Source organism: Leptospira koniambonensis, from assembly GCF_004769555.1.
GTDB lineage: Bacteria > Spirochaetota > Leptospiria > Leptospirales > Leptospiraceae > Leptospira_B > Leptospira_B koniambonensis.
Window position 1 is genome coordinate 85,890 of the sequence record NZ_RQFY01000001.1, and the last position, 24,261, is coordinate 110,150.

Annotated in this window: 21 protein-coding genes; 6 read left to right on the forward strand and 15 right to left on the reverse strand. The window is 38.6% G+C overall.

From position 1 onward, the window contains the following. Positions 1-7 precede the first annotated feature (7 nt). A complete protein-coding gene (gene rfaE2 / locus EHQ52_RS00430) occupies positions 8-502 on the reverse strand; it encodes a D-glycero-beta-D-manno-heptose 1-phosphate adenylyltransferase (RefSeq protein WP_135613322.1) in 495 nt (164 codons plus the stop codon). After that, a complete protein-coding gene (gene rfaE1 / locus EHQ52_RS00435) occupies positions 499-1,509 on the reverse strand; it encodes a D-glycero-beta-D-manno-heptose-7-phosphate kinase (protein ID WP_167492147.1) in 1,011 nt (336 codons plus the stop codon). The genes rfaE2 and rfaE1 overlap by 4 nt, the downstream gene beginning before the upstream one ends. Positions 1,510-1,571: 62 nt before the next feature. Between rfaE1 and EHQ52_RS00440 the strand changes: the two genes are divergently transcribed. Next, positions 1,572-2,186 (forward strand): LON peptidase substrate-binding domain-containing protein, encoded by a 615-nt coding sequence (locus EHQ52_RS00440; RefSeq protein WP_135613323.1) that lies wholly within the window; start codon positions 1,572-1,574, stop codon positions 2,184-2,186. A 161-nt stretch (positions 2,187-2,347) separates the two neighbouring features. On the opposite strand, the gene EHQ52_RS00445 is transcribed toward EHQ52_RS00440, so the two are convergent. From EHQ52_RS00445 to EHQ52_RS00455, 3 genes are read right to left on the reverse strand one after another with little or no spacing between them, the layout of a single operon-like run. Then, positions 2,348-3,601: a C40 family peptidase gene (locus tag EHQ52_RS00445; protein ID WP_135613324.1), complete on the reverse strand. Its 1,254-nt coding sequence runs from the start codon at positions 3,599-3,601 to the stop codon at positions 2,348-2,350. Continuing rightward, positions 3,598-4,890, reverse strand: coding sequence for a peptide MFS transporter (locus tag EHQ52_RS00450; protein WP_135613325.1), 1,293 nt, complete (start codon positions 4,888-4,890; stop codon positions 3,598-3,600). The genes EHQ52_RS00445 and EHQ52_RS00450 overlap by 4 nt, the downstream gene beginning before the upstream one ends. Continuing rightward, positions 4,863-5,420, reverse strand: a complete 558-nt coding sequence (locus EHQ52_RS00455) for a cob(I)yrinic acid a,c-diamide adenosyltransferase (protein WP_135613326.1) — start codon at positions 5,418-5,420, stop codon at positions 4,863-4,865. The genes EHQ52_RS00450 and EHQ52_RS00455 overlap by 28 nt, the downstream gene beginning before the upstream one ends. 310 nt (positions 5,421-5,730) lie before the next feature. Here EHQ52_RS00455 and EHQ52_RS00460 point away from each other — a divergent pair, with 310 nt between their 5' ends. Further along, entirely contained in the window at positions 5,731-6,582 is an 852-nt protein-coding gene (locus tag EHQ52_RS00460; RefSeq protein WP_135613327.1) for a flagellin N-terminal helical domain-containing protein, read from the forward strand. 78 nt (positions 6,583-6,660) lie between these two features. Here EHQ52_RS00460 and EHQ52_RS00465 read toward each other — a convergent pair whose 3' ends face one another. From EHQ52_RS00465 to EHQ52_RS00500, 8 genes are all read right to left on the reverse strand, one after another. Then, positions 6,661-6,969 (reverse strand): hypothetical protein, encoded by a 309-nt coding sequence (locus EHQ52_RS00465; protein ID WP_135613328.1) that lies wholly within the window; start codon positions 6,967-6,969, stop codon positions 6,661-6,663. Positions 6,970-7,086: 117 nt separating this feature from the next. Further along, positions 7,087-7,350 carry a BufA2 family periplasmic bufferin-type metallophore gene (bufA2, locus tag EHQ52_RS00470; protein WP_135613329.1) on the reverse strand — a complete coding sequence of 88 codons (264 nt, stop codon included), beginning with the start codon at positions 7,348-7,350 and terminating at the stop codon, positions 7,087-7,089. A 15-nt stretch (positions 7,351-7,365) separates the two neighbouring features. Continuing rightward, positions 7,366-10,653 (reverse strand): efflux RND transporter permease subunit, encoded by a 3,288-nt coding sequence (locus EHQ52_RS00475; RefSeq protein ID WP_135613330.1) that lies wholly within the window; start codon positions 10,651-10,653, stop codon positions 7,366-7,368. A gap of 11 nt (positions 10,654-10,664) precedes the next feature. Beyond that, on the reverse strand, positions 10,665-11,732 hold the full coding sequence (locus EHQ52_RS00480; protein ID WP_135613331.1) for a heavy metal-binding domain-containing protein: 1,068 nt from the start codon (positions 11,730-11,732) through the stop codon (positions 10,665-10,667). Beyond that, positions 11,719-12,168, reverse strand: a complete 450-nt coding sequence (locus tag EHQ52_RS00485; protein ID WP_135613332.1) for an LIC13259/LIC11441 family protein — start codon at positions 12,166-12,168, stop codon at positions 11,719-11,721. The genes EHQ52_RS00480 and EHQ52_RS00485 overlap by 14 nt, the downstream gene beginning before the upstream one ends. 10 nt (positions 12,169-12,178) lie before the next feature. Further along, on the reverse strand, positions 12,179-13,549 hold the full coding sequence (locus tag EHQ52_RS00490) for a TolC family protein (RefSeq protein ID WP_135613333.1): 1,371 nt from the start codon (positions 13,547-13,549) through the stop codon (positions 12,179-12,181). A gap of 35 nt (positions 13,550-13,584) precedes the next feature. Then, positions 13,585-14,004: a hypothetical protein gene (locus tag EHQ52_RS00495; RefSeq protein ID WP_135613334.1), complete on the reverse strand. Its 420-nt coding sequence runs from the start codon at positions 14,002-14,004 to the stop codon at positions 13,585-13,587. A gap of 148 nt (positions 14,005-14,152) precedes the next feature. Next, a complete protein-coding gene (locus EHQ52_RS00500) occupies positions 14,153-15,238 on the reverse strand; it encodes a PHP domain-containing protein (RefSeq protein WP_135613335.1) in 1,086 nt (361 codons plus the stop codon). A 174-nt stretch (positions 15,239-15,412) separates the two neighbouring features. Here EHQ52_RS00500 and EHQ52_RS00505 point away from each other — a divergent pair, with 174 nt between their 5' ends. Then, positions 15,413-16,444 carry a glycosyltransferase family 2 protein gene (locus EHQ52_RS00505; protein WP_208653429.1) on the forward strand — a complete coding sequence of 344 codons (1,032 nt, stop codon included), beginning with the start codon at positions 15,413-15,415 and terminating at the stop codon, positions 16,442-16,444. 191 nt (positions 16,445-16,635) lie between these two features. On the opposite strand, the gene EHQ52_RS00510 is transcribed toward EHQ52_RS00505, so the two are convergent. After that, positions 16,636-18,267, reverse strand: coding sequence for an ArnT family glycosyltransferase (locus EHQ52_RS00510; RefSeq protein WP_135613337.1), 1,632 nt, complete (start codon positions 18,265-18,267; stop codon positions 16,636-16,638). A 395-nt stretch (positions 18,268-18,662) separates the two neighbouring features. Beyond that, positions 18,663-19,511, reverse strand: coding sequence for a flagellin N-terminal helical domain-containing protein (locus tag EHQ52_RS00515; RefSeq protein WP_010515586.1), 849 nt, complete (start codon positions 19,509-19,511; stop codon positions 18,663-18,665). A 329-nt stretch (positions 19,512-19,840) separates the two neighbouring features. Between EHQ52_RS00515 and ispH the strand changes: the two genes are divergently transcribed. From ispH to EHQ52_RS00530, 3 genes are all read left to right on the forward strand, one after another. Next, positions 19,841-20,779: a 4-hydroxy-3-methylbut-2-enyl diphosphate reductase gene (ispH, locus tag EHQ52_RS00520; protein ID WP_135613338.1), complete on the forward strand. Its 939-nt coding sequence runs from the start codon at positions 19,841-19,843 to the stop codon at positions 20,777-20,779. 131 nt (positions 20,780-20,910) lie between these two features. Next, complete coding sequence (locus EHQ52_RS00525) at positions 20,911-22,989, forward strand: PAS domain-containing sensor histidine kinase (RefSeq protein WP_135613339.1); 2,079 nt, start codon at positions 20,911-20,913, stop codon at positions 22,987-22,989. Then, positions 22,982-24,253: an ATP-binding response regulator gene (locus tag EHQ52_RS00530; RefSeq protein ID WP_135613340.1), complete on the forward strand. Its 1,272-nt coding sequence runs from the start codon at positions 22,982-22,984 to the stop codon at positions 24,251-24,253. Before EHQ52_RS00525 ends, EHQ52_RS00530 begins: the two co-directional genes overlap by 8 nt. Positions 24,254-24,261: the final 8 nt, after the last annotated feature.

Here is a 24,261-nt window from a genome sequence, read left to right on the forward strand (position 1 = left end):
AGTAAATCTAGGGTTTTTGCCGAATACGTCGGATGAGATCAGTGCTGGAAAATCCAGGAACAAAGGGTAGAATTTGTACTTCTCCGCCTAATTTGCGAACAAGTGGAGTCTCAGGAAGAGCTTCCAGATCATAATCTCCCCCTTTTACGTGAATATGAGGTGCTACCTGGGAAATGAGTTCCAAAGGAGTGTCTTCCGGAAAAACGCTAATATAATCTACGAAGGAAAGGCAGGAAAGAAGAAGTGCTCGATCTTCTTCCGGATTTACAGGACGTTCTGGTCCTTTTAGTCTTTTGACAGAAGAATCAGAATTGATCCCGATCCAAAGAACATCTCCCAAATCTCTTGCCTGGGAAAGATAAGTAAGATGTCCTTTATGAACTAGATCAAATACACCATTCGTGAAAACGATCTTTTGTTTGGCGCGGACCTTCTCCGAAACATTCTTAACTTCGTGAAAAGGAATAATTTTCTCTATACAAGAAGAGAAAGAAGACTTCACTGAAAACTTCCTCTTTTCTCGAGAGCTTCTAAAAGTTCTTCCAAAGAAACAGTTTCGGCACCTAGTTTTCCTACTACCACACCTGCCGCAGCATTGGAAACAATTGCTGCTTCTAATTCTCCTAAACCAGCCGCGAGGAAAGAAGTATACACTGAGATCACAGTGTCCCCGGCTCCTGTCACATCGAATACTTCTTTGGCTACAGTAGGAATATGATACGTTTTGGATTCGGAAGAAATATAAAGGCTCATTCCTTTTTCTCCACGAGTGATCATCATAGAAGGAGAATTTAGATTTTCTGCAATCTTCTTAGCTGCTTCTTCTACCTCTGCATTTGTTTCTAATTTTTTACCAAGAGCCTTTCCGGCTTCATGATGATTGGGAGTCATGACTGTAGCTTTTTCATATTGGAAAAAATGGGATACTTGCGGATCTACAGTTACGATCTTTTTATGTTGTACTGCGATATCGATTGATTTGCGGATAAGACTTGCAGTCAAAGTTCCTTTATCATAATCGGAAAGAACAACTGCATCCGCTTCTTGGATGATCTTAGAAAAACTTTCCAGTAATTGTTTTTCTTCCGAATCGGTTAGAGGAAATGTTTCTTCTCTATCTATGCGGCAAACTTGTTGGTGGCCTGCGATCACTCTTGTTTTTAGGATCGTTGGAACTTTTTCAGAACGTATAATTGTGTTTTTAGAAGAGCTTGTATTTTCTGTAGAAAGAAGATCATCCAGAGTTTTGGCAGCAGGATCGTTTCCTGCTCTACCTAAAACAAAAGATTGAACTCCAAGACGGGAAAGATTTTTTACAACATTCCCTGCACCACCCAAAGTTGTTTTTTCGTTCCGTACCCAGACCACAGGAACAGGAGCTTCCGGAGAAATTCTGTTTACTTCTCCGATCAGATACTCGTCCAGGATGAGATCTCCGATGACTATAATTTTAGTGGTTTTTAATTTAGAAGCGGCTTCCAAATATCGCTTTTTATCTAAGTAGTACAATTTTAAACCGGTCTTACAATTTGATTTGCGTTTTCACTTCAACAGGTTAGGATAAATCCTAGGTGTCAAGAACTACAATTCCGATCTTTCCTCTTCCCGAAGTCATCTTATTTCCAGGCACATTTCTTCCTCTCCATATTTTCGAGCCTAGATATAGGATGATGTTGGATTATTGTTCCGAGTCCGGAGATGAAATGGCGATCGCACCTATCAAAATGGAGCCGGGCAATTTAAAAAGTCCTCAGCCTGAGATCGAAACTATTTTTGGTTGGGGTACAATCGTTCGGAAAGATCCACTTCCTGACGGACGATCCAATATTCTACTCGAAGGGAAAGGTATCGCAAAATTAGAATCTTACGATACTATGGAACCTTTCCGGATTGGAATTATAGAAAAAATAGAGCCTGATTCCAAATATATAGAAGATAAAATCTTCGTAGAGATTTTCGATCGGATCTTATATCTCACCAAACGAATTCTACTTTCAGAAGGTGCCAAAGAAGAATTGATCCTAAGAATGAACGATCTTTGGTCTCATCCATTTCCTGTGGATTTTATTTCTTCTATCCTAAATTTCAATTTTAAGAAGAAGCAGGAAATCCTCGCAAGCACAGACCAAATCCTGAAAGCCCAGTTACTCGTCGGAATTGTGGAAGAGATGAATCTAGGAGAATAGTTCACATAGATTTCACTGAGGACACGGAGTTTTTTCACGCAAAGGCGCAAAGAAAAAAGATATAGTTTTCGAAATCCCGCAATGCCCTTCTGAACTTCGCGGCTTCGCGTGAGCCCTTTCTTCCCCTCAGTGTTCTCTGTGAACTCTGTGCGAAATAAAAACTAATTCACAACTTTCTTAAATACTCGCCTGGACATAACAAAACGATCTATCCACCATTTCATTCTGATCTTATCGATTACGACACCTCGCGTAGAAGAAGCATGAGCAAACTCTTCTCCGCTTAAAACCATTCCTACATGTGTTACTTTAGATTGGTTAGGAGAAGCAGAGAAGAAGATCAAATCTCCAGATCTCATTTCATTATGAGAAACTCCAGTTCCCATTTTGGTTTGGGCACTGGAAGCACGAGACACCATTTTTTCTGGAACGCCTATACGACCGTCAGTCAAAACTCTAAAAGTAAATCCTGAACAATCCGTTCCAGTTTTTGCAGCATTCGCCCATTTATAGGGAGTTCCTACCCATTCTTTTGCAACTTTCTGTAAGATTGGTGCAGATAAAGTTTCCCAACTTTCTTTTGCAGGTTTATCTGGTTCGGTTGGTTCTCCAGGTTCAGGTAAATTTGGAACTAAAGGTGGATCAGGAAGAGGTTCAATTCTTGGCCTGTCTCCAATTACAATCCCGCCAACTTCTTCTAGAGAAGTTTCGACTGCGCGGGCAGAAGCATATTTTTGAGCGGATGTTACCTTCTCTCCTTCATGCAATTTTTTTAAATTAGAAAGAAGAATATAAGAAGCTCCATCCAATTTAGAATCGAGCACAGATTTAAAGGTACTTTCTGTTTTTGCAAATGGGATACTTCTACCTTTTGATGGGAATTGGTTCAGGATTTTAGAAGCCAATCTGTTTTCAGGAAAATCTACAAGTTTACCAGCGATAAGAGTTCTTCCACCTGCGAGTACTGAAAATCCATCCCATTTTTTTTCCATGGCGGCTTCTACAAAACGGTTTCTGACTTCTTCTCTGATACCTGCCTTTTTGGTTTCTTTAAAATATAAACCTATATAGCTGAAATCTTCTTTTGAAATTTCTCTTTTAGAAACTACAGGGATTGCATCTTCTGCTTCTTCAAATGTAAGACCTTCTTTGACTGCAAAGTCCAGATTTACTATGAGCTCTGCTGTTTTTTCTGGGCTTACACCTTCTAAAATTGCCCATGGGATCACATTTTTAGTGATCTTTAACACTTCTTTACTTCCAGCTCTTTGTCCTAATTTTTGGAATACAGAGTTTTTGATTAGAAGTGTTTGGGATTTGTCCCAATCAGATTTAAGCAAGTCCTCGAAAGGATCTGCAAATATAGAAAAGGAGAATAAAAGAAGAAGGCTAGGTACTAAGATCCGAATTTTCATTTTACACCATGCATCCAAGATTCTAGTTTTTTGCGGAAAAGAAATAGACCCATCGCAGTGATTGTAGGTAAAAAGAAGAAGATCAGGAAAAACCCTGACAAGGATTCCCTTCCGCCCATAAATCTAGTTAATTCACCGGCGAGAACATGAGCGAAGAAGTTTGCTAAAAACCAAAATCCCATCATCATGGAAGCGACTTTTACTGGTGCGAGTTTAGTAACTAAAGACAAACCAACTGGAGATAAAAACAATTCTCCGATCGTTAAAAGTAGAATAGAAAGAATGATCCAAATAGAGGAAAATTTTTCAGTAGATCCAAAAGTTACTACGGAGAGAAGAAGGTATCCGAGTCCCAAAACGATCAGTCCTAAACAAAACTTAGTCACCGTGGAAATATGCCTGCCTGATTCTTCGAATTTTTTCCACATCCATGAAACAACGAGTGCTAAACTCACTACAAAAAGCGGATTTAAAGATTGGTAATTCGCAGCAGGAATTTCCAATCTACCAATATTTCTGTCCACATACCGATCAATGATCAGGCTTAAGGAAGAACCAATCTGTTCATAAGAAGCCCAGAAAGTGATTGTAACTGCAGAGAAAACCATAATCGCAAAAATTCTTTCTCTGTTTTGTTTAGGATCCTCTGTTTCCGAATCTGCATCGGATCTGCTTACATTTGCTAAGAATGCATCTGGATTTACTCTTCTTCCTAAAAATCCAAAAATAATAAGACCAATTAACATTCCGACAGCTGCGATCCCGAATCCGTAATGCCAACCTTTATATTCAGCAAGATTTGCGCATGCCCAGGTTCCTAAGATCGCACCTAAGTTGATCCCAAAATAGAATATAGTAAAACCGGAATCTTTGAGCTCAGGTTTACCTTCTAATTCATAAATTCTTCCTACAACAGTGGAGATACAAGGTTTGAAAAAACCATTTCCAGCGATCAAAAGTCCAAGACCCAAATAAAAAGTCCAGAGTCCGTTAAATGCTAAGGAAAGATGACCAAACATCATTAGAATTCCACCTAAAAAGATGGAACGTTTATATCCTAAAAATCTATCAGCGAGTAAACCACCCAAGATAGGTGTCAGATATACGAATCCATTATAAAATCCGTATATTCGTCCAGCCTGAGCGTCTTGCATCAAAAGTTCTTTGGTCAGAAATAGAACAAGAAGTGCTCTCATTCCATAAAAAGAAAATCTCTCCCACATTTCTACGAAGAAGAGAACATATAAACCTCTAGGATGGGTTATTTGCCTTTGGCTCTGGATTTCCATTCTGGTTCCGGGATTTTAGATTCAAAATTTGCGTATCTTGCGGCTACGAATAGGTGATCAGAAAGTCTGTTCAGGAATCTAAGATTTTCTGGAAAAATCTCGTGACCTTCTTCTTTATAATGTACTAGGTCTCTTTCTAATCTTCTGGCTAGGGTTCTAGCAACATGTAAAAAAGAAGAAGAGGACGATCCGCCAGGTAGTATAAAATTTTTCAAAGGAAGAAGTGAATCTTGCCAAAGATCTATTTCCTTTTCCAATTCAGAGATATCTTCTTCAAGGATACAGGAAGAATCATCCTTCTTCTTATATCCTGCAAGCTCCGATCCTAATTCAAAAAGTAAATTTTGGATTCTTTCCAACGGCTCTTTCAATTTGGAATCTTTTGTTAGGAAAGAAATTGCGACTCCGATTGCAGAGTTGAGTTCATCTGCAGTTCCGTACAATTCTACCCTTGGATCTGATTTGGAGACCCTGGTCCCAGAAGCCAAGGATGTGGTTCCGGAATCTCCCTTTTTGGTATAAATTTTCATGATTCGGCCTGAATTTAGGGGACAGAATGCGAAAAACTTCTGAAAATTCCCGCAAGAAAAGCAGTTTTAACGGAAAAAAAGTTGCGAAATTGCTAAAGTCGATGGTAGAATGAGAGTAGATTTTCCCTCTTTTGGATTATCGTCGATTGTGGCTTTAGTCTTTAGGAAAAAATCTAAAAAAATCTCCCCAACATATATAAGGGAGTGAAATTCGCAGTGGATATCCGGGTTGCCCGGGAGGTTCTCCCCTCCTAAAAGCCCGGCCTCATGGTTCGGACGGATCCGAACTCTAGCTACAGGGAGGTTGTTGATGATTATCAATCACAACATCAGCGCTCTTCGTGCGAATAACGTACTGAAGACGACCAATCACGAGCTGGATAAGACTACAGAAAAATTATCTACCGGTATGAGGATCAATCGTGCCGGTGATGATGCATTGGGATTTGCGGTTTCCGAAAGGATGCGCACCCAAATTCGAGGTCTTGCCCAAGCTGAAAGAAACGTAATGGATGGAGTTTCATTCATTCAGGTTACCGAAGGTAACTTGGAGCAAGTGAATAATATTCTCCAAAGATTGAGAGAATTATCCATCCAAACTTCCAACGGGATTTACTCGGATGATGATCGTAAACTCGTTCAACTAGAAGTAGACCAACTCATAGACGAAGTGGACAGGTTAGGTAAATCTGCCGAGTTCAACAAAATTCGCCCATTGAGTGGAGCCTACTCCAAGGATTCTAAAAATCCGATCCAGTTGCATGTTGGACCGAATCAAAACGAGAAGCTGGAAATTTTCGTGGATGCAATGAATGCAGGCGCGCTTCAGTTGGAGAACAACGGGAAAAAGCAGACTTTGTCTACTCCCGCTTCATCTAATGCGATGATCGGTATTCTTGATAATGCGATCCAAAGGGTGAATAAACAAAGATCCGATCTAGGAGCTTATTATAACCGTTTGGAAATTACAGCAGAAGGTCTGCAGGCAAACTATATCAATATGGTTTCCGCAGAAAGCCGAGTAAGGGACGCGGATATGGCTGAACATATCGTGGACTATACTAAGAATCAGATTTTAACCAAAAGTGGGGTCGCAATGCTTGCGCAAGCAAACATGAGACCGGAACAAGTAGTTAAACTTCTGAGTGAAAGATTCGGATAAAAGAAACAGATTTTCTGAAAATTCGAAGAGACCCGTCCAAAAGGACGGGTTTTTTTATTAGTGAATAGTTTTTGAGGTTTAGAATTTATCAGCCTGTGCTTTGTAAGCAGCTGCTTCTTTATCTGCGTGGTCGGCTAATTTTTTATACTTTTCCTTGTCCGCAACATCAGCAGTAGCTTTTCCGCCATGGGACTGACTTGATAAAGATTTGTATTTATCAGCCAATTCCTTATGGTCTTTTGCTTTTTTGTTAAAGTATTCTTTTGCGATCTTTTTCAGATCCGGGGTAGTAGCTTCCGCGATGAGAAGGTTATCCAACTCGGTAAATGCAGAAATATTACCTGCCAGGATCATGGAAAATAGAATGGTTGCTATGGTCTTTTTCATAAGAACTCCTAATATGCGCCCGCTAAGTTTGCGGGCACCGTATCCAATAGTCAATATTAAATTGATAGAATTTATATTAACATTTAATGAAATGCGAATTGATTTATATCGCTAAATCTAAGACTTTTTGAAAGTTCCTTTTTTAGTATCACATTCCTTTTTCGTTAAGGAGATCCAACCCTTCCCTTTGCAGGAGTTTTGGCCAGAGCAGGAATTTGCGTTTGTATGGCAGTCGCTTTTTCCCTTACAGGAATTGACCCCATGACATTCTCCTTTTGCGTTATCTGCGCCAGCTTCTTGTTTTTCGGAATAAACTTCTCCCGATAAAAATAGCCCGGAGAGCGCCGCTCCGATGATCAGTTTTTTAGTAGTATTGTTCATTTTGTTCCCTCTTATTTAAATGGATTTAGTTCTTTTTTTCTTAGTTAAAGGAAGGGCGGGCAGAATATCCCCCAGTTTTCCCTCCTTCCAAAGCATGTATATTGGAGGATATACTAAAAGTTCCAGAATAAAACTGGTCACAAGTCCTCCTACCATGGGGGCAGCGATCCTTTTCATCACGTCTGAACCTGTGCTTGCGGACCACATAATCGGCAGAAGTCCCATCATAGCAGCAAGGACAGTCATGATCTTAGGTCGGATCCTATGCACTGCACCGTGGATGATCGCATCTATCAGATCTTCTCTGGTTCTTAATCTCCCCTTTTTCTTGGCGTCCTCGTAAGAAAGATCCAGATATAAGAGCATAAATACTCCTGTCTCTGCATCTAGTCCCATGAGTGCGATCATTCCTACCCAGACAGCAACTGAGATTTGGTAGTCTAGAATATAAAGAAGTCCAACTGCTCCAATCAATGAGAATGGCACTGCCAAAAGTACAATTAATGTTTTGATATAAGATTTGGTATTGAAGTATAATAATAAAAATATAATGAAGATTGTCAAAGGCAGAATGTACATCATTCTTTCTCTGACTCTTATCATATTCTCATATTGGCCGCTCCAAACTAGGGAATATCCAGGAGGAAGAAGAATGGATTCTGAGACCTTCTTCTTAGCCTTATCTACGAATCCTCCAATATCTGAGGTAGAAGGATCTACATACACATAACCCGCTAAAAATCCATTCTCATCTCGGATCATAGAAGGACCGGTTTTTGCTCCTATACTTGCAATTTCTGAAATAGGAATATGACCGAATTCTTTCGTAGGGACCAAGATAGTTTTGATCTTGTCCAAAGAATCTCGCAATTCGCGAGGATACCGCACATTGACTGAAAATCGTTCTCTACCTTCTATGGTTTGGGTGATTGGTTCTCCTCCGATGGCTGCAACTATGATCTGTTGTGCGGTCTCTACAGATATATTATATCTTGCTAATTTTTCCCTTCTTAGATTTAGATCTAGGAAATAACCACCTGCTGTTCTTTCTGCAAATACACTTCTTATATTTTTATCTGTTTTAAGAAGTGTTTCAATTTTAATTCCTATAGATTCTATTTCTTCCAAAGAAGAACCCAAGATCTTAATTCCGATTGGAGTTCTCATACCTGTGCTCAACATATCGATACGAGTTTTGATCGGCATGGTCCAGGCATTTGTGGCTCCAGGAAATTGCATTTCCTGGTTCATCTTTTCCACTAACTCGTCTTTAGTCAGTCTTTCAGGCACAAAAGGAAGGAATGGATATTGGAAAATCCTTGGAAAATTAGAATAAAATCTGTCCGCCTTTCTCCATTCGTCCTGGGGTTTGAGAAGTATCACTGTTTCCATCATGGAGAATGGTGCTGGATCTGTGGCTGTATCTGATCGTCCCGCTTTTCCAAAAACTCGTTTTACTTCTGGAAAACTTTTGAGTTTTTTATCCATCGAGATCATTAGTTTTTCTGCTTCGGCAACTGAGATCCCAGGCAAGGTGGTAGGCATATATAGAAAAGATTCCTCATATAGTTGAGGCATAAATTCAGAACCTAAACTGAAATACACAGGGATCGTCAAAACTACCAATGTAAATGCAGAAACTATAATCGTTTTTGGTCTATGAAGAACATAACGACAAGCAGGTTCATAAAATCTGAATAGAATTTTACTGACTGGATGTTTCTCTTCGGGATAATATTTCCCAACGAACATGGTAGTTGCTATCTTAGAAAGAAGTGCATTTTTAAAATTGAATGGCTCCATTCTTGTGAATAACATTCTAACTGCAGGATCCAAAGTGATGGCTAAAAATGCAGCCACCGCCATCGCGATATTTTTAGAATATGCTAATGGACGGAATAACCTTCCCTCTTGATCTACAAGTGTGAATATCGGGAAGAAGGCCACAGCGATCACAAGCAAAGAGAAAAATACGGAAGGCCCCACTTCGAGTAATGCTTCTAATCGAACTGAATGATAGTCTCCAATCCTTCCTCCTGCTTCCCATTCTTCTAATTTTTTATAAGCGTTCTCTACTTCTACGATTGCTCCATCTACGAGCACTCCGATAGAGATTGCCATCCCCGCCAAGGACATGATATTTGCATTAATATCCAAAAGATTCATTGGAATGAATGCTATGATCACTGAAATTGGGATCGTAAGAATTGGAATAATGGCAGAAGGAAAATGCCATAAAAAGATGAGTATCACGATCGAAACAATGATCATCTCTTCTATCAATTTGAATTTCAAATTGCTGATCGCATGTTCAATCAGTTCAGATCTATCATAGGTAGTGATTAGTTCTGCACCTTTTGGAAGATTCTTTTTAATCTCTTCCAATTTGGTTTTTACTCTTTCGATTACAGAGAGTGCATTTTCTCCATGCCGCATTACGATTGTGCCTGCGACCACGTCCCCTTCTCCATCTAAATCAGCGATCCCTCTTCGAATATCCGGTCCGAATTGGACAGAAGCGACGTTTTTCAGAAGCACTGGAGTTCCGTTCGCATCCGTGGAAAGGGGTATATTTTCTATATCGGTTAAAGAAGAAAGGTATCCTCTTCCTCTCACCATATATTCTGCACCGGAAATTTCCAGTAGTCTGCCTCCAGTTTCTTGGTTACTTTCTCGAACCTTCTGGATAACAGTTTCAAAATCTACATTATAGGATCTTAATGCATTTGGATGAATTGTGATTTGGTATTGTTTTTTGAATCCACCGATTCCTGCTACTTCAGAGACTCCAGGAACTGAATTTAATAAATATCTTAGATGAAAATCTTGGTATGTTCTCAAATCTACGAGTGAATTATTCCCTGTTTGATCGATCAATGCATATTGGTATACCCATCCAACAGCACTCGCATCTGGGCCCAATTCTGTTTTTACACCTGCTGGAAGAAGAGGTTGAATTCTCGAAAGATATTCTAACACCCTGGATCTGGCCCAATAGATATCTGTTCCATCTTGGAAGATCACATATACATAAGAAAAACCGAAATCTGAAAATCCTCTGACCACCTTGATCTTAGGCGCACCTAAAAGAGAAGTGATGATTGGATAAGTGACCTGGTCTTCCATGATATCTGGACTTCTGTCCCAACGAGAATATACAATCACCTGAGTATCCGAAAGATCTGGGATTGCATCTAGCGGAATAGTTTTCATGGACACATAAGAAGCGACGAGTATTGCTAAAGTGACTATAAGAACTAAAAACTTGTTTTCTGCGGAAAAACGAATAATCGACTGAATCATATTTCGTTTCCTTAATGTGTATGAGAGTCAGAGCCGAATCTGATCTTTGCTTCCGAATCGATCAAAAATGTGGACTCAGTTACTACTCTTTGTTCTTCTTTCAAACCGGACAAAATTTCAATCCAAGGATCTATATTCTTTCCTGTTTGGACAGAAACCGCCTGAAATCTATCTGGAGCAGTTTGCACATAAGCAATCTTTTGTTTTCCAGTATCTAAAATTGCAGATATTGGAACGGATAGAACTTTCGAAAGAGAAACTTCTATTACAGTATCTCCAAACATCTGAGGTTTTAGGAGGTGGCCAGGATCTGAAACCTCGCTTCTTAATCTAAGCGTACGATTATTCTTATCCAAGATCACATCTATACTTTTGATCTTTCCTATAAATTCTTTCTCAGGATAAACATCCGTTTTAAATTTTATGGGAAGTCCTACTTTAGCCGAAGTAAAATCTGATTCATAGATCTGGGAATAGATATGAGCCCTACCTGATTTTCCTCCTAAAATCAATTCGGACGGATCTCTTGCTCCTGAAGTCCAAATTTTAATTTGGTCTGGACTTAAGCCCAATTGCCTGAGTCTTAACTGAAGATTACGAATGATATCTGGTGAAAGAAATTCAGAAGAGCGAACTGCTTCTTTATATTCGCTTAATGCAGAATACAATTCAGGATCATAAGCAACGCTGGAATAAGCACTGATTTTTTTGACCAGGTTTCTTTTACTCACGAGTTCCGTTTTGATCCCAATGGATTGTTGTTTTTCGAAAGAAAGGATTAGCTCCTTGGAGTTTTTTTCGGAAGAAAGATCTTCTTTGGATGTGGATTCCGCAGCCTGCAAAGAATTGCTTGCGCTTGTATGATCCTTATGTTCGGAAGAGTCTTCCTTTTTGACCAAATCCATATTACAGATCGGACAGTTTCCAGGGCGATCCGAAGTATAATGAGGATGCATCGGGCAATAGTAGATATCTTTCTTAGAAGAACAGTTTGCAATAAACGCCAAAACTATCAGAAGGGCTGAAAGTTTTCCGATCCAGCCAATAAATGAAGAAGTAGAAAGGTCATTTGGCTTCATGTATGATCTCTCCGCAGTTTTTCATTTTGGAATCGTATGGATTTTTGATCTCTTTACCGGAAGCTAACCATTTTTTCTTGAGCATTGGGCAATAGAAGACGGAAACTCCTGATTTATCATGATGACCAACAATCGATTCCAACTCTTTGGATAGACGTTCGAATAATTCTCTCTTTTTAGAAAGGTCGGTAGCTTTACCTAACTCTTCTGCGATCGGAAGTGCTTTTTTAAATTTTTCAGTATCTTTCTTGTGATCTGCAGTTTCCTTCAAGAGTTGGACTAATTTTTGAACATCCAGATTTCCAGGAGTTTCCGAGTAGATAGAAGAGTGGATCTTGGCAACTTCTCTCAGAACGAATGTTTCTTTTCCTTCATGAGAAAATAGATTTCCTGTACTTAAGATGAAAATTAAAAATAGATAATGTAATTTCTTCATTGGTTTATCCTCAGTTATGTTTATCATGTTCCGGAGTTTTATTGTTTTTATAGATAAAACTTAGTAATTTTAATGTATTTAAAATAGATTCGTTTTTACGTTCTTTCAGATCTTCTAAACGGATTTTAGTGTTTAAGATCTCAGTTTGAGCGAGAAGTGTATCCTGGACATTTACTTTTCCAGAAGCATATTGGAAGGAACCTGCTCTGGCTGATTTTTCTAATTCAGGGATCAGTCTTTTTTCTACCAAACGAATTTGATTGGAAACACCTTTGATATAGGCCAGGTTTCTATTTAGTTCGGAAAGCATTTGAACTCTTGTTTTTTCAACAGAGTCCTTACCTACTTCCGCAAGATGTTCAGTTTCTCCAGTAATAGAATTCCATTTGAGAGCAGACCAAACTGGGACTCTCATATTCATTCCAAAACTAAAAAGATCTCCTCTATATTCAGTGGTATCCATCACCCCATAATTTAAGGGACCTTGGTCCAATGCGAAAGTCTGGGATCTACGTTTCATATAGGAGAAAAAAACTTCTGTTTGAGGAGCAAGACTATACTTGGTGAGTTTCGCCTGTTCCTTTAAACGTTTTTCTTCTTCTGCTTGGATCTTATATTCTGGAGAATCTTCAATCAACGAGGATTGTGCAAGAATCAGAGCCTCTAATTCTTCATTTTTATTTTCTAAAAAAGAATCCAAATCGATGGAATATAGATCGGAGAAGCTAATTTTATCCGAAATCTGATAATACTCTATTTGTGACTTTAGATCTTTTAATTGAGTATTATATTCTGTTTCTTTTTCAATTGCTTCTGTTTTGGCAACTGTTGCCTTTAAAATTCCTGATAGAGTATTTTCTCCATAAGAATATGAGTTTTCGCTAATAGACTTTTGGGCTCCAAGAATAGTTAATATTCTTTCGTTGATTGCCTTTTTCTTTTCAGAATATTTGTATTTATTCAATCGACTGAAAAAATCTCCTAAAATCCGATTTACTCCCGCTATATAAGCAAAGTTTGATTCTATCTGCATTAGTTTAGAGATCTTTTTTTCTGTACTCAATTTTCCAGGAAATGGAAATTCTTGAGATACGGATAATTCTACCCCTGTCATAGTAGGTGTATCCAATGCTCGATCAGAAGTGGAATACCCTCCACGAGTTGGATAATTTCTGAAAGCCACTCCAATTTTAGGATCTGGCAATATACCAGTCGCGTCAGAATGAGATTTATGAGCCTGAGAAAGTCCAGCTAATGATTTGGATTCAGGATGTTCTTTTACTAATACATCCAATATTTCTTCTAGGCTCTTCTTTTCCGCATATACTGCGGATGAAAATAATGTATAAATTGATATTAAGACAATAAGTCTTGCGTTCATATTTCCTCCTAAAGATTAAAGAGAGAAAATATGGATTAAATTAGGAAAACTTGGAGAGTGCTTAAGCTAAGAGAATGTGAGGACGGAATTGGAATATAAGAATCATCTAGGATGACGTTTTCTAATACGATCTGTGGTGAATTCAGTTCTGAGATAAACAAAAAGATCAGGACTTTATGTAATCCTAATTTTTCCCAATCCAAAAGTTTAGAAAGATCCAAAGAAGCAACGCTATTCTCTTTAGGGCAACATTCGTTTGAAGAGGATTCGTTCTTTTGTTCTGATTTTTCAGATTTATGGCAGGGAGGAACTTTTGAAGCTTCCGTTTGTTTTTCGAGATAGGACATGCTGACTGGACAATTTCCAGTCAGGTTATAAACGGAAACGCAAGCGATTTGCAGAAGAAACCCGATCGCTAATACGGAACCTATTGTCTTTTTAGATGCTGTGCGCATGACCTTTCTCTATCTGACTCTATAATTTCTATAAAAGTCAAGAAAAAAAGAAAGAAGGAACTGGCTGATTGCCTGCATGGGCGAACAAACGCCTTTACACCTACTGATATTCACTGTATTCAAGTGTTGGAGTTCCGACAATGTATATTTACAATTTCTGGAAGAATGGATTACTCAAAATAATTGCTGTCGGATAAATCACTTGGACTCTCACATATAGATCTGTAGGTTTCAATCTATAAGAGCCTTTATTTTGGTAAGAAGTGTGAGATAGAATTTCTGAATTTTGGCCAATGAAATCTACACTGATCGGAGTATCCTCGAAATCAAAATATATTTCATTTTCTGAATTTAGTCCTACAGATCCCAGTTTAGGTTCTTCTAAACTTCTTTCCATTTTGCGAACACAAAGATAATTTCCTTCTTTTAAAGAACGAAGAATTTCTTTTTCGTCTAGACTATCCGTATTTACAAGAAGGTATCTCATTAATGATTCTCCTTCTTGTTTATAAATTTCAGAACTTAAATCTCTCCAGTTAGGGATACCAGAAGTTCGGACTCTTAAATATTCATCTCTCGGAAGATAATGCAAATCATCCGAGGCCATGCAGAAAGATGGATGTTTCTCACTTAATAACTTATCCCAAAATTTAGGAATATCTCCAAAAGGGCTCATCACTTCCAATGCATCATATTCTTTTAATTGAGATAGAAGTTTTAATGGGAAGGAATCATTCAGAAGAGGATGGTTAATTACCACGAATCCGTTTTTGGATTCGATTTTATCAATTACCCATTGCAGGTTTTCTGGATCTGCGTAAAGAGGAAATAGATCATAACTTGCATCTTCTATACCTAAAACACTAAAATGTCTTTTTCTAAGATTAGTTCCCCATTCGTAACCTTTGATCTGGGCAAGTTTGGGAGAATCTGGACTGGTTACCCTTTCATAATCAGTGAAGCCAATAATTTTATAACCATTTGCTGCATAGACAGTCTCAATCTCTTCTGGAGTATTTCGACCAGGGGTAAACCAAGTGCGGTTGGTATGTAAATGAATTCCTGCTTTTTGCAGTTTGAGATTAGTATTTCTTTTATAAGGATTGGAATATTTTTCCCAATCCACCGAGGACCTAAATGTATCCGCTCTGAAAATCGACCAAGTGAGTAGATTTCCGAGTAATAATGTCCCGAGAAAGATAGAAATTAAGAGGATTATCCTACTTCTTTTCATTCTATCACTAGTACAAAACTAAGGCTCTAGCCGAAAACTAGAATTCCATATTCAGAATGTTACAACTTGCATACGATTTCAAAGATGGAATGGTTCGGATTCATGGATCTGTAACAAAGAAGAATCGAATTCTGGATGATTCTTCTCTTATGCTTGGAGGAATTCTATTTTAGAATGAAATCCTTTCCTCTTGTATTAGTTCTTCCTGCATATAACGAAGAGCTTACTATTGAAAAAACAGTCCTGGAATTTTATAAAGAGATCCCGAACGCATATTTTGTAATTGTAGATAATAATTCAAAGGATCGAACCTCTGAGATTTCCAAGAATGTTTTAGCGGAGCATTCTATTTCGGGTGAAGTGATCTTTGAGCCTAGACAGGGAAAGGCAAATGCGGTTAGAGCAGCCTTCACAAAGATTGATGCAGAAATTTATATCATGTGTGATGCGGATCTGACCTACCCCGCTTCTAAGATCCATTCTATGATCCAAACTTTACGTGAAAAAGATTTGGATATGCTAGTGGGAGACCGTCTGAGTGAGGGAGATTACGGAAGAGAGAATAAAAGAAGATTTCATTCTACTGGGAACAAACTTGTTCTTACATTGATTAACTTTTTATTCGGAACCAAACTCAAAGATCCAATGAGTGGCTATAGAGTATTCTCTCGTAGGTTCGTAAAAAATTATCCGATTTTATCTTCCGGTTTTGAGATAGAGATAGAGATGACCTTACATGCCTTGGACAAAAGGTTTAGATTAGAAGAGATATCGGTTCCTTATAAAGACAGACCAGCTGGAAGTTTTTCTAAATTGAATACCATCAAAGATGGGTATAAGGTAGTGAAGAACATATTATGGATCTTTAAAGATTATAAACCGATGCATTTTTTCGGATTCTTTTCTGTGATTTCAGGAATTTTATCCTTAGTTGCAGGTACTCCTCCAGTTATAGATTATATAGAATATAGGTATGTGTATCATGTTCCTTTGGCTGTGCTTGCTACAGGACTGATGTTGTTTTCCTGGATCCAAATTGCGATCGGACTCGTTTTACATACTGTCTCAAAAATCCAACGGACTAATTTTGAATTAAGACTGATCCGATTTGAGATGGAAGCTCCAATTATTAGCCAAATGAAAATACCAATTGCCCTACAACGATCCTCAGAAAGCGAGAAGACGATTGTGAGCGGAGCGACTTAATACTTTGTAGGAGTTCCTACAGTCGGAATCGGGGGCGCCCCCGCCCTGAATCTTGGGTGGTGGGGAGTGGCTCGTGGGAGCCGCCTTCCCTATATCACAGAATCCCCTTTCTCACAAGTCAAATCCCGCACCCAAAAATTTGGAACGTGGATTCCTCATTCCACCACTTACTTCCACACAATCTCTCGCAGCTACTTCGGAGAAGAATCCAAAAGCAAAATCCCGCTTTCAGCTGAAACTTCCTGAAAATTTCTATGAGGATAAGTTAATACCAATTCCAGCACGCTGTTTCGATTACAGATAATGGAAAGTTTCTCCTTGGAATCCAAGAGAAATGTTTCGTCTTTAAATTTGTAACTTCCAATCATATGGATTTTCTTTTCCCTATAAAACATAGGATAGAAGGAAAGATATTTATAATATACTATTTGATTTCCCGACTTCTCCGCTTTGTCATAAAGTCTAAGATTCCCATCTTGCAAAAAGGAAATGATCTTAGGAGTGATCGTAGATGATAGAACTCCCACAAAGATCAGCATGGAAATCCAGGTAGAAGCCAGAAAAAGATCTTTTCCTTCTTCATTTCCTTTCTTGAATAATTGTAATCCTATAAATCCAATTAGAATTCCTAAAAGTAAAACCAAACCGGAAGAAGAATCCCAGAAATCAAAGGATGGTAATAATTCCTTCCCGACTCCCATTGATGAACTGGAATATTCTGAGATTTGCGGTAGAAGTAAGAAGATCAAACCTACAACAAATCCTATTCCTAAAAAGGAAAATGTGAACGCAGCCGATTTCAAAATTTCAGGTCTTTCTAAGATCATATATGCTGCGAAAAAAGATAAAGGAAAATAGATAGAAGAAGAATAATGAGGCAGTTTGGTTTGCACGATCGAGAAGATAAGTAAAACAACTCCTAGCCAAACTATAAAATACTTGGAGATCCTGGAAATTTTAGGATCAGTAAATATTTTCCAATTCTTCGCGCTTGGAAACAAAAGCGCAGTCCAAGGGAAAAATCCAATAAACATTACAATAAAATGATAAAACCAAGGTCCAGTATGAGATTCTAAAGACTTGGTTAGAAGCTTCTTCTGGAAATCAAAGAATTGAACTAAGAATCCATTTCCGTACAATATAAAATTTGCGAGATAATAAAAACTTAATACCACAACCGCTGCTATCCCAAACAACATAAAATCGGAGATCCGGATCCTAAAATTTCTATCTAAGAGTCTGTTTGCTCCAAATATAAAAAGTGGGATAGCGAGACCTAATGGCCCCTTTGTCAAAACCGCAATTCCACCAAAAAATGCCGCAGACAAGATCCAGATCGCCCTAGAACGAAAATCCTCCTTCTCCTTTGTTTCATAAAGATATAAAGAAAGAACAGACGCTAAAATGAATGTATTAAATAGATGATCTATATAAGCGGTTCTTGCAAGTAGAAGAGGCAAAAGAGAAGCAGAATATAAAAATGCCCAAACATATCCAAACTTTTTAGAATGTAAGAGTGTTCCGAATCTGACTAAGATCAAAAAGGAAAAAATCCCGCTGAATACAGAAGGAAGCCTGGTGGAAAATTCGGAAACCCCTAAGACTTTATAAAATAGATTCGCAAACCAAAAGAAGAATGGAGGTTTTTCGCTAAATGCCTGCCCATTTACTTGGATCCTAAAATATTCTCCGGTTTCAAGCATTGATTTAGAAGCTGCACCATAAATATTCTCGTCCCAATCGATTAAAGCGAAACTTCCCAGTCCAAAGATTAATAATGAAAGATAAACCAAAAGTGTAATCGGTAAATGTAGTTTTCGCATCGATGCAGAAGTTTCCTTTTAGAGAAGAATCATACTTCTCCCCTTCCAAAAAAGCAGGAGCAGCAGCTTTCGCATTCTAAAACTTATCTCTAAGATTCGAATTCGATTACAAATCGGATAAAATTTTACAGAAGGTATAAAACTTGCGGTATTCAGATGTGGATTCAAGTGCAGCGTCGATTTATGCTTGGAACGAAACTTGCGGGTCATTTCTTCTAAAACTAAGAAGATAAAAAAAAGCCTAACTTTCGCTTACGAGAAGTTAGGCTTCAGAGTCGTACGGCGATTTATAATAAATATAAATCCGTGGTCCCGTCGAAAGAACCAACATTAGCTTAAAGCCAGCTCCCCTGCCGGAATACTACCTAAGTCAAACCGGCAGGTTAGCTATTGAATTACTTCAATAGCTGGAGCACGGTTTGAGGTTTCATGTTCGCCTGAGCGAGCATCGCAGTAGCAGCTTGAGTCAGAATTTGATATCTGGTAAAGCTGGTCATTTGCTCAGCCATATCAGTATCACGAATTCTTGATTCAGCCGCTTGGATGTTCTCATAAGCGTTCATGAGTCCCTTAGCAGCATGTTCCAGACGGTTGTAATAAGCTCCCAAGTCTGCTCTTTGTTTAGAAATTAATCTAAGAGCATCGTCAGCAAGACCAATTACGGAGTTCGCTTTTCCCGCCGTAGAAAGAGAGATGAAAGTCAGAACGGTCGGGTTTCTTAATCCCAAAGCCGCAGTGTTCATCGTTTCGATATACACTCTTTCTCTTTGGTGCATGTTAGCACCCATATGGAACCACATACTTGCAGTCGGGTTCAAACGAGCGAAAGCTCCAGTAAGGAGTTTCATTTTGTTGAACTCGGCTTGAGAAGCAATCCTGTCGATCTCGTCGACCAACTGAGATACTTCTACTTGTATTTGTTGACGGTCTTCTTCGGTATAAATACCGTTCGCAGCTTGCACAGCAAGCACGCGGATCCTTTGAACAACTTCATGGGTTTCTTGCAGATACCCTTCCGCTGTTTGGATCAAAGACATACCGTCTTCAGTGTTTTGTTCCGCCCTGCGCAAACCTCCGACCTGTGTCCTCATTTTTTCAGACACGGCCAAACCGGATGCATCATCACCTGCACGGTTGATTCTCATACCGGAAGACAACTTTTCGATGTCTTTGTTCATGCTTTCGCTATTGAACTTCAAAGTTCTGTGAGCGAAGATGGCACTGATATTGTGGTTAATAATCATTCGGTTCCTCCTTGAATCCGAATCTCTCCGAAGAGAGAATTTGATTTTCCTAGAGGTCTTCCTTGACCTCTTCCCCTTGAAAATCGGGAAGATCCTGAAATTGGAAGAGATACTTTTTTCTCCCAAAAACAGATAAAAGATCCCTTCCTTCTGAATATGTATATGTCACTTGGAAAGGGTTCGGGCGCCTTTTTGCGTAAACACGCAAAAAACGAGCTGCTTTGGGTTCGGGCTTCGCCCTCATCCCGACTTCGTCGGGACTGACGCCCTTCGCATCTCTGGCGCGAAAATGCTTGCCTCTTTCAGGAGGCGCCAGAGTCTGAAAGCAGATGCTTGAAAAAATTTATCTAGCGAATCCCCGCGGTTTCTGTGCCGGAGTCAAATACGCAATTTCCTATGTGGAACAGGTCCAATCCAATTCTGAAGAACAGATCTATGTCCGCAAAGAGATCGTCCATAACCGTAGAGTCGTGGAAGATATGAAAAAAAGAGGCATCAAGTTCATTAACGAACTGGGCGAAGCACCAGACGGTTCTACAGTTGTTTTCTCCGCTCATGGAGTTTCTCCCGAGGTGGTAGAAGAAGCAAAACGTAGGGGAATGAAAATTGGTGATGCAACCTGCCCTCTGGTAACTCGAGTTCACAGAAAAGCACGTAGATATAAAGACTCTCACCAAATTATCTATATTGGCCACCAAGGACATGACGAAGCAATCGGAACCATGGGAGAAGCCCAGATGTTCCTCGTAGAATCACCTGAAGATGTCCAAAAACTGCTGGGAAGAATCGATATAGACAAACCGATCACCTATCTTATGCAGACAACCTTGTCGGTTGCTGACACTAAGCTAGTGGTGGAGAAGATCGCTGAATTATTCCCAAGCGTAGAACATCCAGCCAAGGATGATATTTGTTACGCAACTACAGAAAGACAGGAAGCGGTCTCTTCCATGATGGAAGAAATAGATGCGATGATGGTGATTGGAGCGGACAATAGTTCTAATTCACTTAGGCTTCTACAATTGGCCCAAAAGTCCAAACCATCCTCATTCAAAGTCAGTTCTCTAGAAGAATTAAATAAAGATTATATAGCGAATTCTGAGATCAAGATCCTAGGAATAACTGCAGGAGCTTCTACTCCACAGATATTGGTGGACGAGATCATTTCTAAACTGATGCAATTTTACCCGAAAGCAACATTGGATCTTTTTCCAGGTTCAAGGGAAGACTCTATGAGCTTCAAATTGCCTGCGAATCTGCTGTTGTAGTCACTTCGACATCCGGTTATGTCTCAGATCTGACAGATTTGAGTAATTTGCATAAGAATAAGTCATTTTTGTGGAATTTTCCTCTAAAATGGTTGAATTAAGTTTATTTTCACGTAAATTTTCTGGCCTATATGGTCGGGGAAGATCTGCAGTTCGACACAGAAATCGGACTTTTTCAAATTATCGTTTCCCAAACTTCGGACGCAATTCTCGTTACAGACGCTGTTCTAAATGAGAACGGACCTTCTATTGTTTTCGTTAATCCTGCATTTTGTGAGCTGACCGGATATAGAGCCGAGGAGTTGATCGGAGGCTCTCCCAAAGTTTTGTTCGGTAAAGAAACCGACAGAAGAATATTACAAAACCTTAAAAATTGCCTATTGAGAGGAGACTCTTACTCTTCCTCTACAATTAACTATAAAAAAGACGGAACAAAATATCATTCAGAATGGAAAGTCTCTCCGGTCAAAGACCAAGATGGAAATATTACGAATTTATTATCTATCCAAAGAGATGTAAGTGAAAAGATCCTAAGAGAAGAACTAACCGCAAAAAGACTCAGATCTGAAATGGGCCTTACTGCTGCTTCTCAGATCTTATTAAATACAACTCATGAAAGTTTTACAATAGAAAGAGCGATAGAACATTTTTTGGCTTTGGTAGAAGCTGAAAGGATCTATCTATATAAAAAAACCGCAAACCCTGATGTATTAGCATTACAAGCAGAGATCAAGAGTCCTTATTCAAGTGCTACTCTCGCAGAGACACATCCCGAAATTTCACTCTCTTCTAAGTTTGCCAGATGGAAACCTTACCTACTTCGAAATGATATAATTGAATTTCATGCCTCAGATCTTTTGGATTCTGAGAAGTCATTTTACCAAGGCAGAAGAACAGATACATTTTTTCTATTTCCAATCCGAATGTCAGGAGATTGGTTTGGATTTTTAGGAATGGAATTTTTTGAACGTGAATCCAGTCCAGAGGAGCAGTTCACTTTCCGCACTTTCGTTGATCTAATCGGATTTTATTTAGAAAGAATGTCCATTTTGGAAGAACTAAAGATCCACAAAGAAAACCTAGAAGAAACTGTAGTTAAAAGGACAAAGGAACTTTCTGTCCAAAAGGAAAAGGCAGAAGCTGCAAGCACTGCTAAAAGTGATTTCCTCGCCAATATGAGCCATGAACTTCGCACTCCTTTGAATGCGATCATTGGACTTTCTAAATTAATCAAGATAGAAGACGAAACTTCTAACGATAAAAGATATTTAGACCTGATCCATAAATCAGGCTTACATTTATTAGGTCTAATTAATGATATATTAGAACTTTCTAAACTGAATGCTGGAAAATCTTCCTTCTATTTTTCAGAAATGGATTTAAGAAAGGAATTGGAACAGGTAGTAGAATTTTTAGAACCAGAGCTTATCAGAAAACATATCCATCTTGTTTGGGATGATCCTGAAGAACTTATATCTATGATCTGGGGAGATCCAAAACGAATTCGACAGATCTTCTTGAATCTGGTTGGAAACGCAGTTAAATTCACTGCTGAGCAAGGGTCCATCTATCTTTCTGCCAAAAGAGATGGAAAAAATTGGATTATCGAGATCACAGACACTGGCATTGGTATCCCGGAAGCCGAACAGAAAAAGATTTTCGATGCATTCTATCAGGTCAGAAATTCCAGATCCAGAGACACAGAAGGAACAGGGCTTGGACTATCTATCGTTCAAAAATTAGTAGAGGCACATGGGGGAAATATCCGTGTAAAAAGCCAACAAGGGATTGGAACTACTTTTTATTTAAATCTTCCTATACTAGAACAAACTCCCAAACAATTCAAACCTAGAAAAAACTTTGCAGGAGCTTATCCTGATAAACTAAAAAATTTCTGTTTTATACAATTAGAATTATCCAACCAAAAAAACGCAGATCTTCTCACTCATTTTTTTAAAAAACAAAATCAACCTCTATTATTCAAAGAACTAAGAAAGGATAGAAAAATCGTTTTATTCCAAGATTCTAATTCTCTTTTGAAAGATAGAATATCAGAAATTTGGAAAACAGTCCTGATCCTTCCAGAAGAAACTCAAGATTTCGAGAAGATATATTCCAGGGAGAATTTTGACTTCGTTCTTTCTCAACCAATCTCCTTGGATGAACTGAAATTAGTATTAGAAGAATTGGCGGATCAAATCAATGACTAACTCTACAAGTTCTGTAATCAAAAATAAACAGGAGAGAAAGAGTGTAGTCCGAGATCCTATACTTATAGTCGAGGATAAATTAGAAAATACTCTAATGCTCGAAGCACTTTGTGATGAGTTCGGGATCCAGTACCAATCCGCTTCCAATGGAGAAGAGGCATTGGAGATGGCCAAAGCCAATAAATATTCTTTCTATATTGTAGATCTTATGATGCCTGTGATGGATGGTCCTACTTTCATTCAGAGATTGAAGGAATTCCAACCAGACGCAACTGTTCTAGTTCAAACTGCACTAGATTCCACTGACACTGTGATCGAAGTAATGAAACTAGGCGTATTCGATTATATAATTAAACCAATTCTTCCTGACCAATTTCATAAGGCTCTAAACAAGGCAGTCGATTATCGTTTTTTAAAGGCAAGTGAAACTGCTATTTTAGAAGCAGAAAGTTTAAAATTAAGAAACCAATTAGAATGGCTAACCTATAAGGAAACCAGAAGGAAAGCAGGAGATGAATCCTGGGAAAAATCTTCCATACATTCCTTACAAACTTCTCTATCTCAAGGATCAGGCATCGGAGCGATCATCAGTCTTTTGGACATGATAAAGATCGAAATGAAGGAAGATGGTGATAATTATTTAATTAATAAAAGTATGATGAACCTGGTAATTGAGAACCAGGAAATCACTAAAAACCTATTAAAAGGTCTTACCCAGCTATTAGAGATTATCAATCGGAATCTGGAAAAGAAAAAAGTCAAAGCGTCAGAAATCGTAGAGAAGATCAAACATTCCAGTGAGTTTATTCTACCATATCTGGAAAAGAAGGGACTCAGACTTGCTCTACCTATTTTGAAAAAGGAAGTAGAATTAGATATAGAACCGGATCTATTCCTTCTCGCTTTGGAAGAGGTGATCTTAAACGCATACAAGTACTGCGCACCTAAAACTTCCTTAGAAATATTCACTAGTATTAATCAGGGCTATTTCTGCGTTGTGGTAAAAAACATTGTAGATGAAAAACCTTACGGAGGTGTGGATGAGAAACATGAAAATCTTGTTCTTCAACCATTCTTCCGTATCCACCCTCCTGTAGAAAGTGTCTCCCATTTAGAAAGATTTGGTCTTGGTCTAGGGCTCACAGCTGTGGACCAGATACTCAGAAAACATAACGGTCTATTCTTTATTCATAATGCAAAGGATCACACTGGCGAACAGGTCAGGCTTTGTGTGATGAGCGAATTATTATTACCCATTCAGTGAGAATGAAA